General features: G+C 42.9%; 12 protein-coding genes. 4 read left to right on the top strand and 8 right to left on the bottom strand.

The annotated features are described in order from the left end of the window. The first annotated feature begins 10 nt into the window (after positions 1 to 10). On the top strand, positions 11 to 1177 hold the full coding sequence (locus ICL16_RS36600) for a hybrid sensor histidine kinase/response regulator (protein WP_190836493.1): 1167 nt from the start codon (positions 11 to 13) through the stop codon (positions 1175 to 1177). A 118-nt stretch (positions 1178 to 1295) separates the two neighbouring features. Here the strand turns inward: ICL16_RS36600 and ICL16_RS36595 are convergent, their stop codons facing one another. The 6 genes from ICL16_RS36595 to csaB form a co-directional block, all read right to left on the bottom strand. Beyond that, on the bottom strand, positions 1296 to 1472 hold the full coding sequence (locus tag ICL16_RS36595) for a CVNH domain-containing protein (RefSeq protein WP_190836492.1): 177 nt from the start codon (positions 1470 to 1472) through the stop codon (positions 1296 to 1298). Between the two features lie 232 nt (positions 1473 to 1704). Continuing rightward, the gene (locus tag ICL16_RS36590; protein ID WP_190836491.1) at positions 1705 to 1977 is read right to left on the bottom strand and encodes a peptidoglycan-binding domain-containing protein; all 273 of its coding nucleotides are present in this window, start codon (positions 1975 to 1977) and stop codon (positions 1705 to 1707) included. Between the two features lie 79 nt (positions 1978 to 2056). Next, on the bottom strand, positions 2057 to 2557 hold the full coding sequence (locus ICL16_RS36585) for a cupin domain-containing protein (protein ID WP_190836490.1): 501 nt from the start codon (positions 2555 to 2557) through the stop codon (positions 2057 to 2059). An 81-nt stretch (positions 2558 to 2638) separates the two neighbouring features. Further along, positions 2639 to 3328 carry a DUF4276 family protein gene (locus ICL16_RS36580; RefSeq protein WP_190836489.1) on the bottom strand — a complete coding sequence of 230 codons (690 nt, stop codon included), beginning with the start codon at positions 3326 to 3328 and terminating at the stop codon, positions 2639 to 2641. Between the two features lie 4 nt (positions 3329 to 3332). Further along, positions 3333 to 4694 carry an AAA family ATPase gene (locus ICL16_RS36575; RefSeq protein WP_190836488.1) on the bottom strand — a complete coding sequence of 454 codons (1362 nt, stop codon included), beginning with the start codon at positions 4692 to 4694 and terminating at the stop codon, positions 3333 to 3335. Positions 4695 to 4909: 215 nt separating this feature from the next. Continuing rightward, the gene (gene csaB / locus ICL16_RS36570; RefSeq protein ID WP_190836487.1) at positions 4910 to 5950 is read right to left on the bottom strand and encodes a polysaccharide pyruvyl transferase CsaB; all 1041 of its coding nucleotides are present in this window, start codon (positions 5948 to 5950) and stop codon (positions 4910 to 4912) included. Positions 5951 to 5991: 41 nt separating this feature from the next. On the opposite strand from csaB, the gene ICL16_RS36565 reads away from it, so the two are divergent. From ICL16_RS36565 to hisA, 3 genes are read left to right on the top strand one after another with little or no spacing between them, the layout of a single operon-like run. Next, complete coding sequence (locus tag ICL16_RS36565; protein ID WP_190836486.1) at positions 5992 to 6297, top strand: DUF2499 domain-containing protein; 306 nt, start codon at positions 5992 to 5994, stop codon at positions 6295 to 6297. 51 nt (positions 6298 to 6348) lie between these two features. Next, on the top strand, positions 6349 to 6639 hold the full coding sequence (locus tag ICL16_RS36560) for a DUF3593 domain-containing protein (protein ID WP_190836485.1): 291 nt from the start codon (positions 6349 to 6351) through the stop codon (positions 6637 to 6639). A 5-nt stretch (positions 6640 to 6644) separates the two neighbouring features. Further along, positions 6645 to 7418, top strand: coding sequence for a 1-(5-phosphoribosyl)-5-[(5-phosphoribosylamino)methylideneamino]imidazole-4-carboxamide isomerase (gene hisA / locus ICL16_RS36555; protein ID WP_190836484.1), 774 nt, complete (start codon positions 6645 to 6647; stop codon positions 7416 to 7418). Between the two features lie 73 nt (positions 7419 to 7491). Here the strand turns inward: hisA and ICL16_RS36550 are convergent, their stop codons facing one another. Together ICL16_RS36550 and sat are read right to left on the bottom strand one after the other, a co-directional pair. Continuing rightward, on the bottom strand, positions 7492 to 9663 hold the full coding sequence (locus ICL16_RS36550) for a caspase family protein (RefSeq protein WP_190836483.1): 2172 nt from the start codon (positions 9661 to 9663) through the stop codon (positions 7492 to 7494). A gap of 103 nt (positions 9664 to 9766) precedes the next feature. Beyond that, entirely contained in the window at positions 9767 to 10939 is a 1173-nt protein-coding gene (gene sat, locus ICL16_RS36545; protein WP_190836482.1) for a sulfate adenylyltransferase, read from the bottom strand. Between the last annotated feature and the right edge of the window lie 68 nt (positions 10940 to 11007).

Genomic DNA, 11007 nt, shown 5'->3' with positions numbered 1-11007 from the left:
AGGGAAGACTATGGCTGCAAGTAGTGAGGTAAAAATCTTGTTGATTGAGGACAACTTGGCAGAAGCTAGGTTGTTACAAGAGTTTATCAAGCAAGCTGAGTCTACTGAGTTTAGTATCGTTCATGTCAAGCGCTTAAGGGAAGCTCTCAACGAACTACGTAAGGGTTCGGTATTGCCGAATCCTTACAATATCATCTTGTTGGATCTAACTTTACCAGATAGTCAAGGGTTGGCATCCCTCGCGCCACTGATGAACTTTGCACCCAGCTTACCGATTGTCGTACTCACAAATACTAATGATGATGAACTGGCGTTGGAAGCGGTACGGCAGGGAGCGCAAGATTATCTTGTCAAGCGACAGGTAAATCCAGAAGTACTCATTCGCTCCTTACGCTATGCAATTGAACGCAAACAAGTTTTGGAATCATTACGTGCAGTCAATCAAAATTTAGAAATTAGAGTTGAAGAAAGAACAGCCGAATTGGTGAAAGTTCAAGAAATAAACCAGTTCAAAACTGAATTTGTCTCCATGCTGTCTCACGATATTCGCAATCCTTTGAATACTATTTTGCTTGTTGCGGGATTGCTACAAAACAGTGGTGACAAATTGCCGCAGGAGAAGAAACTTTCTCATTTTCAATTGATGCGATCGGCAATCAAAAATATGGCACAACTATTAGATGAAGTTTCATTTATAGGCAAAGCCGATTCCGGGAAACTTCAATGTGAATATGAATTGATTGATTTAGAAGCCTTTTGTCGTCAACTAGTCGAAGAAGCTCAACTAAGTACAGGCGAGAAGCATCTCAATATTGTTTTCTCTTGTTTTGGTGTAGGCGAGGCTTTATGTGATGAAAGTTTATTACGGCATATTTTGAGCAATTTGCTCAGCAATGCTATTAAGTATTCTCTCCCAAATAGTACAGTACTGTTTGAATTAATTAGTCAGGATAAAAGAGTTATCTTTCGGATTCAAGACGAAGGAATTGGTATCCCTGAAGAAGATCGACAGCGATTGTTTCAGCCTTTCCATCGAGCAACAAATGTCAGTAGAATTCCTGGTACTGGCTTGGGGTTAGCTATTGTTAAAAAATGTGTTGAGGCACATGGGGGAGAAATTTCATTTCATAGTGAAGTAGGGGTAGGTACAACTTTCACCGTCACTCTACCACTGTGAGAAATTAGATCCCCGACTTCGTAAAAGTTGTCGGGGATCTGAAGGTAATGAGTATGCGATCGCATGTCTACGATTCTGATATTTTGTACAGACGCCCCGCCGGAGCGTCTCTACCCTATTAATAACTCAACTTTCCATTTAAATTGTAGATTCCCAGGATACGAATTGATGATTGTCGGAATTGACCATTTCTTGTCCGACAAGATGCTGATAACACATCTCCATCAACTTCAATATTACGACAACTCCAGTGATAATCACTTGCTATAGCTTCTTGAGCCTCAGCAGTATTCATGGAACTTACTGCCAAGATTGTACTACAAGTAGCCAAAGTAATTAGACTTATTTTTTTGAGCGCTAACATATGGTGTTTACCGTGATAAATAGTTTTTTATTGTAAACAGAAGGCTTAACTTATTTGCCTTCTAACTATTAATAGGTGTAAATGAAATTAACCTATGCAATTTTCATAAATATAGGGGCAAACAGTTGTTCGCCCCTACGATAAATTGCAAATTGAATAGATATTATGGTTGGAATTTAGTAATCAATTGATTCCAAGTTTCATCTCCAACTTTTCCATCAGCAACACTTAGTCCTTCAATACGTTGAAACTCTTTCACTCTTGTTTCTGTTGTTTGATCAAAAGTTCCGGTGAGTGACAAATTGTAGCCAAATCTTCTCAGCAGCTTTTGCAACAATATAACTGGATCGCCAGAGTCAGTTCTGACTAATAGAGGAAACTTTTTGGTAGCAAGAGTTCCTACAGCTTGAGATTGCACAAAATTCTCTTCTGACATAATTAACATTCTCTGATTGAGTTTATCAATTTATGAATAGGTGTCAGCATTTTGTGCTTACGCAGTCATCTATTGTTGCTTACTTGACGCTGTTAGCAGCAGGAGGAATAATTTGAATACCGTATTTGGGAGCAGTTGTCACAACAATCTCAATAGCTGCGGGATTGATGGGGGGAGCCGAAGTACAAGCATCTTCCACTCTAGTACCTACCTCAGCGAAGTAGTGTTCAATGCCAGAAGGTATTGCCCAACATAGCATTTTCGTTTGTGCAGTTGTGCTAGTATTTTTAAAGCTGTGACGTTGACCTTTGGGTGAGTGGATAAAGGTTCCAGGAGTGGCTACAACTGTTTGCTCGTCAAGCTGAAACTCCATCTCTCCTTCTAAAATGTAGAAAGATTCGTCTTCTCGACTATGAATATGGGGTGGTGTGCTAATTTGCGGCTCAAAAACAATCTCGAATAGCGCATACTTTCCTCCTGTATCTTCGCCTACAGCCTTAAAAGTGACCAAGTCACCCACAACTGAGTACTTTGCACCTTTTTCTGGACGCACTACTAGTCCGTCTTGACTGATATTCATGATGATTATCTTTATTTTTGCAAACTATTATTTTAAATTAGGTGTTCCTAAGCTTAACTAATGCACTACAAAAATAATACATTACTGACTTGGCTTTATATTTGAATCTTGACTGAGATAACCAAGTTCGACAAGCGCCATACCCAGATCATCTTCAAAGCGCTGATAAGCGGGAAGCTCCCGTAAACGCTCCAATCTTACTCGCTCACCAATAGCATCAAAGAATTCTGCAGCCTTCCTCTTCCCCCGTCGCCTGCTACCAACTACCTTTGCATAAGCTTGTTCAAGAGCTTGTTTTGGGTCGAGAATTCCTTCCACCTCTCGTACTTTTTTCGGTATGCCCAAAGCTGAGTCATCCAAAACCGTACCGAATGCGCCGCGCAAAGCATCTCCATCTACCAGTGTCCACGCCTCCATTTCCCGAACTGGCACAACACCAACTGTCCGCTCCTGCTGTCTGCCTAATTCTGCTATGCGTTGGGCTGCTGGTTGTACTCTCTGCTGATGCGCTGCTACCGGATCGCCTGCTCCATCGGTGTGGATAAACAAAATACTGAAAGCTCCAACCGCTTCCCGTGCTGCTTCTAAAATCTGAGTGGCTCCGTCTGCATCACGATATTCGTCAGGGGCGTAAAGTCTGACTACTTCACCTACTTCTACTGTAAACCGCGCACGTAAACACAAATCCTCAGTTGCACGTCGAAGAACAGGTGGCAAAAATCGGTAATCGGTAGGTCCTTCGGCAAAGAGAGCAAGTCCCAAATAGCGCATAATCCTAGCTCTCCCGATCTACGCTGTGCAGATAGCGCTCGACCTCAAAGGGGCTAACATATTCTAGTTCTGACTCGGCTTTGGACTCCCTTTTGAAAGTCGCTACAGGTCGAATCCTGGTTTTCCGACTCACTGTACTAGCTTCCGGTTTAACCACACTAACTATATCGGCAAACAATGCCTCTGGTTCTTCCAAACCAGCAAGGACTATTGGGGAGTGGCTATTAAGCAACATCTGGAATAATGGTTCAGTTTCATCTACTTCCTCACTGGTAATATCAGTTACTCCTGAGCGTAACAGTTCTATCAACGTCTTTAACCGAAACGGGTGAACTCCATTTTCTGGTTCCTCAAAACATACTAAGCCACTATGTTTTGGATCGTACAAAAGTACTAGAAGCGCCAGAACCCGCAAAGTTCCATCTGAAACAACGCGAGAACTAAAGGGGATACTATCTCGATAGCCAATTTCAATTTGGTACTCTTTATTTTTCCGATCCAAAGAAATGTCCAAATCTACCACCCCTGAAATTAGGGAAGTAAGTGCAGCTGCAATATCAGCTATGGCTCCCTTTGGTTGGCTTTCAGTTGCTGTCTCAGTTTGAATCTTCGCTAACACTGTGGCAAGATTTGCCCCATCCGGTTCCAATTCAAAAGCAGCGGTGGTGGGACTGGGACGACGCAGCTTATATGGGTCAAGTTGGAGAAATCGCCAAGAGCGCATTTCTTCACGAATTGCATAAAGGTGAGGATATTCAGCAGTGGTAATGCTGGAAAGCACGCTCTGCTGAGCATTAGTGGCTCTTTGGGTACGACCTACTCCTGATGCATCTGGCATAATTTGAAAATGATGTTGACCGTTGGTTTCCACTGTGGTAAGCCAAGGTTCTGAATGTCCATATTTAAGAAATGCTTGCTGAAATTGAAGTGAAATTCGTCTTTGTAACCACAAGTCCCTTTCCGGCTGAATAGGTGTAGCTGCTTCTTTTACTACAACCAGGCGTTCTAATCCAAGGGAGACTTGACGTAATTCAATTTCAATTTCATAACGCACGCGAGAGTGAGAAATTTTGACAGTTTCACCCCAAGAGTCACGCACACAGGGAGCTAGGAGTAACTCAACGGCAAAAGCCATGCGGGAGCTTCTTGAACCAGCCCCAATGCGAAATAGCTCAACGGGTTCACCACGCAAACCCCTAACAGAGGAACGCAAATCACTTTGAGCTAAATTTGAAAGTAATCGAATGGCATCAAATAGGTTAGACTTTCCCGAAGCATTCGGCCCAAGAATAACCTGCATTGGTCCCAAATCTACACCAAATTCCTCGAAAGTCTTGAAACCGTCAATCTCAATTCGGGTCAACATTTTAATTGTGGCATCACATCGCCAGGGTTAAACAAGTTAATGAGTTAAGTCGTCTAGGATCAGGGCAGCTAAACGTAGTCGTTCACTTGCAGGTAAAGCCAGAACCGTTTGAGTAAAAACTTCCTGAGCAGTGCTTGCCATGTTGATTTCTCGATATATACTTAGCTTAAACTATATTAAAGATCCTGATTCTGCATAAGTTTGTCAGTCGCCGTTCATTCAGTTAGTGCGTCCTGTAAAACCTCTCGATGTATCATTGCTCTATCAAATAAAAACTGAATTTTATCAGTTGACAGTGGATCGCCATTGGCGTAATTTTCTATCCAAGTTGTACTAATCAAATTGGGATCATCTGGTAAAGTTGCCAAATCCCATCCTGGCATATCTACATCTTCCATCAGCCGATTTACTTTGGGGTCATAACTGAGAGCAAAACAACGACAACCCTCAGAAGCTGCCATAATTAAACTGTGCAAACGCATCCCAATTGCCATTTCTACTCCACGAAATACTCCTTTTAGTAGTTGCGGTTCTTCCAAACACATGATACTACTTACATCTTTAAGTTGCGGTTGAATAGCTTGAGCTATGTTTAAATCTTCACTTTTTTGAAAAGGGAGTAGTAGTATAAAAGTTTGCGTGGCTTTTTGAAAATCTACCAGTGCGCGAGTCAGATGAGCAAGACGAGTTTCTGTCAACAGAGGGTGGGTGCGTAATGTCACGGCAACTCTAGGGGCAGGTAAATCCCAAAGTCCAGGTACAGGTTTAGCTTCTAATGCCCAAACTGGATCGGGAGCCTGAATGTAAGGAATTCGCCATTCTGATAATATAGCAGCAGAAGCGCGATCGCGTACACTAACTTTGGTACAACCCCCAAAAGTTTGCCTTGCTAACCACTTAGTAACCGGACGCTTGAGTGGACCAATTCCTTGCGCCCAAGCAACAGTTTTTAAACCTAGTCTCTGGGCTAATGCCATGATCGAGGTGTAGTATAATGGACTAGCAGCACTGGTAGCATCTTGAATTAGACTACCGCCCCCCCAAACCAAAGCATCGCAAGAACGTAAAGCTTGTAGTACGCTCCAAGGTGACATACGCTCATAAGCTTCCACACCATAGCGATCGCGAGTTTCTGGTGGATTACCAGAAAGAACCACAGGTGTCGCTGATGGTGGTAACATTTGTAGAAGCGTTGCCAACAAAGCTTCGTCTCCACCATTTCCTTTACCATAGTAACCAGACAATAATACCCGCATAATATTTTGGATTTTAGATTTTAGATTAGCAAGTTTTTCATATGCACGCTCTTTCAATTCCCACTTGGATTATTCATATTTCTAGCGTTATAGAGTGGATAGCGGCTATTTGGTTAATCTGGAAATACGGCGAAGTAACAGGAAACCAAAGTTGGTGGGGATTATCTCTTGCCATGTTACCAGCCTTAGTCAGCGCTATGTGTGCCTGCACCTGGCATTATTTCGACAATCCCGAATCTTTAGAATGGCTAGTGACACTCCAAGCTACCATGACTTTAGTAGGTAATTTTACCCTCTTAGCCGCCGGAATATGGATTTGGCGTTCGAGTAAATCAATCAAAATATAAAAGTAGAGACGTTCCGTCGAAACGTCTCCTCATCACCCACCAAATAAAGCGATGATTTCAAAAGAAGCCCTATTTGCCCTATCACTGTTTCCCTACCTGGGTTTCTTGTGGTTTATTAGCCGCAGTGGGCAAATGCCTCGTTTAGCACTATATGGATTTTACGGCACCCTCGTTTTTGTCGCCGTTACCATCCCAGCAGGAATTTATGCAGTACTGCATTATGGTAAACCACTGGCAAATGTTGATTGGCTGCACGGGGGTGCAGAATTTTTTCTGACACTTTCTAATATTTTAATTGTGCTGGGTTTCCGGCAAGCTGTAATTCAAGAAACTAGGGAGTAGGGAAAATGGAAGTGATCCCAGCAATTGATATACTAGAAGGCCGCTGTGTGCGACTTTATCAAGGAGACTACTCGCAAGAGCAAGTTTTTAATGAAAACCCAGTGGCAGTTGCTCAACAGTGGGTTGAGCAAGGGGCAACAAGACTACACTTAGTTGATTTGGATGGAGCAAAAGCAGGTAAAATAGTTAACATTAAGGTAATTGAAGCGATCGCCACTACAGTTTCAGTACCAATTCAAGTGGGTGGTGGTTTACGTACACAAGCTACTGTGCAACAGTTACTTAATTTAGGTGTACAGCAGGTAATTTTAGGAACCATTGCTGTAGAGCAACCCCAATTAGTACAACAACTTTGCCAAGAATTTCCCGAACAGATTATTGTCGGTATTGATGCCCGCAACGGATTGGTAGCAACTCGTGGTTGGCAAGAAACTTCTGCAGTTTTGGCAACCCAATTAGCTGTACAAATGCAAGAATTGGGTGCTGCCGCCATTATTTACACCGATATCCACCGTGATGGTACTCTATCGGGACCAAATTTAGATGCTTTGCGAACACTGGCTGCTACAGTTTCCATTCCCATTGTTGCCTCTGGGGGTGTTAGTTCGATCACAGATTTGTTAAGTTTGCTAGCATTGGAACCACAAGGCGTGACTAGTGTAATTGTTGGTCGTGCGTTGTATACTGGTGATATATCTCTTAAAGAAGCGTTACGTGCAGTAGGTCCAGGACGTATTCAAGATATTCCACCTAATATTGATTTTTCTGCGTTTGCTTGACTTTGAACGCCCCAGCCCCCCTTGAAAAGCGGGGTTTAGTGCCCCCCCTTATTAAGGGGGGTTGGGGGTTCTTTTAAACCACCTGATAAACAAAGCTAAGACTTGCCCAATTATTGACATTTAAAATATAGGAATCAGTAGCAGTGATGTCGGTAACTGCACTAGCGTTATGTAAGTCTTGTAGAAGAGCTTGTGCTACATCTATTGGATTTAGTAGTGGTAGAATGCGCTGCCCATCTACTCTGGGATGCTTACCAGCAATCATCGCTAAAAGAGTTTGGGTAAAAGGAGCAGTACTAAATATTAGTTGGTTTTCACTGATAGAAGCAGGACCTTGCACTACCCATTCAAACCCAGAAGTGGTTTGTGGTATAGTAAGAGTCTGCCCTGGGGCTATGACTAAATCTTTAAGCATTCGTTGAGCATCGGAGTTATCAACTTCAGTATTCTTGAGCCAAGGATACAGTGCGATCGCCGTTCTACTGCTATTCAATCCCAACAACATTAAGTATACTGGGCGAGCGCTCATATTTTGCACACGGTATTGTATCTTACTACCAATAGATACTGTGGGGATCTTTTCTGTTTCGGGGCTATAGGGCTTTTTAGTTGATTCAGTACTGAGTTGGGATGTTTGTCTTTGCATCAGCATCCGAGGCAGTATATCAATGTTCTCTAAAGAACCCCTGATGCTTAAGCCCGAAGAACCTTCATTTTCTGTGAGTCGCCATAGCTTTGCCGCTAGTAGTGCATGCAGTTTTGGTGCTAACCTCTGTACTGCTGGTTTGACAACTTCCCCTGCTTCTCCTGAGGTATTGGGAATCAACTCGCAGCCCAGAGAAAATAAACCATAGCGATTTAGAGACACCATCGTTGATGTTGTCGAGGGCGAATCTTTAGTACTTACTTGTGCTAGCTTGCCAAATACATAATCTGCAGGTTGTTCCCCAGATGTTGCCAATGACACACGCGCAACTGTAGCAAAGCCTCCTGTAGCATCTACCCGTTCGATTCTTTCTAATTTAGGATCTAGAGCAACTGTTAAGTTAATATTGCGAGGTAATACTCTTACTGCTTCAGTGATGAGTTGTCCAACTTTTAGGGTTGTGCTGTCAGTATTATAAACAAGAGCTTTTGCTGTCAACCCGTTACGCGATCGTAATTGTACAGACGTGCCACCTCTCGTCTCTACATCATTAATGATTGTAAATAGAGAATTTACTCCGTAGTATTCCAGCACTTGTGGAGGTAATCCGCCCAACCAAAGTTGAACTGTTTTGCCATCCTCTTCAATTGCTGTCACCACTCCCTGTGCGCTCTTGGCATTTGCGCCTAAAATTTCACTCAGCGTACTTGATTGGAGATTTTTATCGTTTAAAAATGCTGGTTGTTGTTTACTACTCCCTAACTGCTGTATTGTACTTGCTGCACGAGAGATGCTGAATTTAATAGTCGTTGCTGGGGTAGCTTCCCATATATGTTGTGTTAAGGCGTAAGTAAATAATCCTGCACTAAAACCCGACATTTGCACTTCCATTGCCAATTGAGTGGGTTCGGAAGTAGCTGTGAGAACACAGGCGTTGTGTAGAGACGTTTCATGAAACGTCTCTATATCTGGTGCAACAATAGATGGTGAAATCTGGCAAACACGACTTCGCAATCCGATGGGTTGGGGATTCTGGGAATAGTAGTAGCTGGTATCCAATACTGCTATGACGTTATCTGTAGCAAGCGATCGCAACATTAACAGCAGTTTTTCTTCCAACAAGTAGTTGACTAATTTGTTCTCTTGTGTATTTACTGCCGCATTAACTAGAATTAGAGCATTTTGCTCCGACTGCTGTGTTTCTAATTTAACACGACTACCATAGCCGCTAAAGTGAAAAACGACTACATCACCAGATTTAACATTACTCAAATGCTCGACAAAAGCAGTTTCAATCTTGTCCGAAGTTGCTTGTTCATCGGTTAAACAGAGGATGTCTGATGATTGAAAACCACATTTGTGAATCAAAAGTTCCCGCTGCAATTCCACATCAGTAATACAACCACCCAGTGTAGAGACGTTCCAGGAAACGTCTTTATGCTGATATTTGTTTATACCAATCAACAAAGCAAATTTACGCGCACTAGGTTGTGCCAAAGCTTGGTAATAGAGATTTCCCAAGGACAACCACTCAGAGGAGGCAGCACCCAATACTGTGAGTATGGAGCCAAATCGTTGCAAAAAGTTTCGCCGCTTCATAATTAGCTATCAGCCCTCAATCCCTCAAATTTTGGTTTAAAAGACTAAGGACTGAATAACAAGTATTATTTTATACCTAATGTTTTCAGTTGTTTCTTCAACATTATACAGGCAGTTGCATTGCCCGTGCTAACTCTGCCGCTACTTCTGGACGAGAAAATTCTGGAGGCGGCAATTCACCCCGTCGCAGCATTTCTCGCACTTTTGTTCCTGACAAATGAATACGTTCCTCTGATGTACTGGGACTAGTTTTACTGGTTGCCATTTGTAGAGTGCGGGTGCAGTAGAAAGCATGTTCAAACTTCATTGGCACAATGCCCAATTCTTCAGGGGCAAACTCATCAAAAATGAATTGAGCATCGTAAGTACCATAGTAGTCGCCCACTCCAGCATGATCCCGCCCAATAATAAAGTGAGTACAGCCGTAGTTTTTCCGAATTAGAGCATGGAAAATTGCTTCTCGTGGACCAGCATAACGCATTGCTGATGGATTAATTGCTAAAATCACGCGCTCGTGGGGGTAGTATCTTTCCAGCAAAATTTCATAGCAGCGCATCCGCACATCAGCGGGAATGTCGTCTTCTTTCGTCGCCCCGACTAAAGGATGCAAAAATAAACCATCTACTATTTCCAGCGCACACTTTTGGATATACTCATGCGCGCGGTGGATGGGGTTACGAGTTTGGAAGCCAACAATGGTTTTCCAACCTTTGGCTTGAAATAATTCGCGAGAACAACTAGGATCGATCTGGTATTTGGGAAACAGAGGGTGGGGATCGCGTTCCAACAACCACACATCACCCGCCAGATTTACTGCACCTTGGTTGTATAGTACTTGTACGCCGGGATGATGCTCATCGTTAGTGCGGTAGACATTAATAGCTTCGCGGATTTTGTCATAGCGATACTTTTGAGTTAGTTGCAAAACCCCGATAAATCTACCCTCCGAGTTATCCAACCGAATCAAACCGCCTTCTTCAAGGCTCGCGGCTACTTCCTCTGTTACCGAAAGTGTAATGGGAATTGACCAAACAATTCCACTAGCCAAACGCATTTCTGTCACAGTGCGTTCGTAGTCTTCTTGGTTCATAAAACCAGTCAGAGGACTAAAACCACCGATCGCGATCATTTCTAAATCAGAAACAGCCCGCTCGTCAAGTTGCACTCTGGGCAGAAAATCGGCTTTGGAGAGAAATACTTGTCTTTGCTCCTGTGTAGCGATACGATTCACCAACTGCCCACCATGCGGTGCAATGCTTTCTAAATGGTTACTCAAGGTAGCCCCTTCTTTGTGTTTGCTAATTTTTTTTTAAGGTATGTATTTAAATTACCAAAATGTAGCAA

The sequence above is a fragment of the Iningainema tapete BLCC-T55 genome, from assembly GCF_014698965.1.
GTDB classification, from domain to species: Bacteria; Cyanobacteriota; Cyanobacteriia; order Cyanobacteriales; family Nostocaceae; genus Iningainema; species Iningainema tapete.
The sequence above is the reverse complement of the archived record's forward strand: the minus strand, read 5'-3'. Positions and strand labels throughout refer to the sequence as shown.

Coding starts and splice junctions, on each gene's coding strand:
- ICL16_RS36565 (WP_190836486.1), top strand. CDS start 5,992: ATGCACGCTCTTTCAATTCCCACTTGGATTATTCATATTTCTAGCGTT.
- csaB (WP_190836487.1), bottom strand. CDS start 5,950: ATGCGGGTATTATTGTCTGGTTACTATGGTAAAGGAAATGGTGGAGAC.
- ICL16_RS36600 (WP_190836493.1), top strand. CDS start 11: ATGGCTGCAAGTAGTGAGGTAAAAATCTTGTTGATTGAGGACAACTTG.
- hisA (WP_190836484.1), top strand. CDS start 6,645: ATGGAAGTGATCCCAGCAATTGATATACTAGAAGGCCGCTGTGTGCGA.
- ICL16_RS36595 (WP_190836492.1), bottom strand. CDS start 1,472: ATGAATACTGCTGAGGCTCAAGAAGCTATAGCAAGTGATTATCACTGG.
- ICL16_RS36590 (WP_190836491.1), bottom strand. CDS start 1,977: ATGTCAGAAGAGAATTTTGTGCAATCTCAAGCTGTAGGAACTCTTGCT.
- ICL16_RS36585 (WP_190836490.1), bottom strand. CDS start 2,557: ATGAATATCAGTCAAGACGGACTAGTAGTGCGTCCAGAAAAAGGTGCA.
- ICL16_RS36580 (WP_190836489.1), bottom strand. CDS start 3,328: ATGCGCTATTTGGGACTTGCTCTCTTTGCCGAAGGACCTACCGATTAC.
- ICL16_RS36575 (WP_190836488.1), bottom strand. CDS start 4,694: ATGTTGACCCGAATTGAGATTGACGGTTTCAAGACTTTCGAGGAATTT.
- ICL16_RS36560 (WP_190836485.1), top strand. CDS start 6,349: ATGATTTCAAAAGAAGCCCTATTTGCCCTATCACTGTTTCCCTACCTG.
- ICL16_RS36550 (WP_190836483.1), bottom strand. CDS start 9,663: ATGAAGCGGCGAAACTTTTTGCAACGATTTGGCTCCATACTCACAGTA.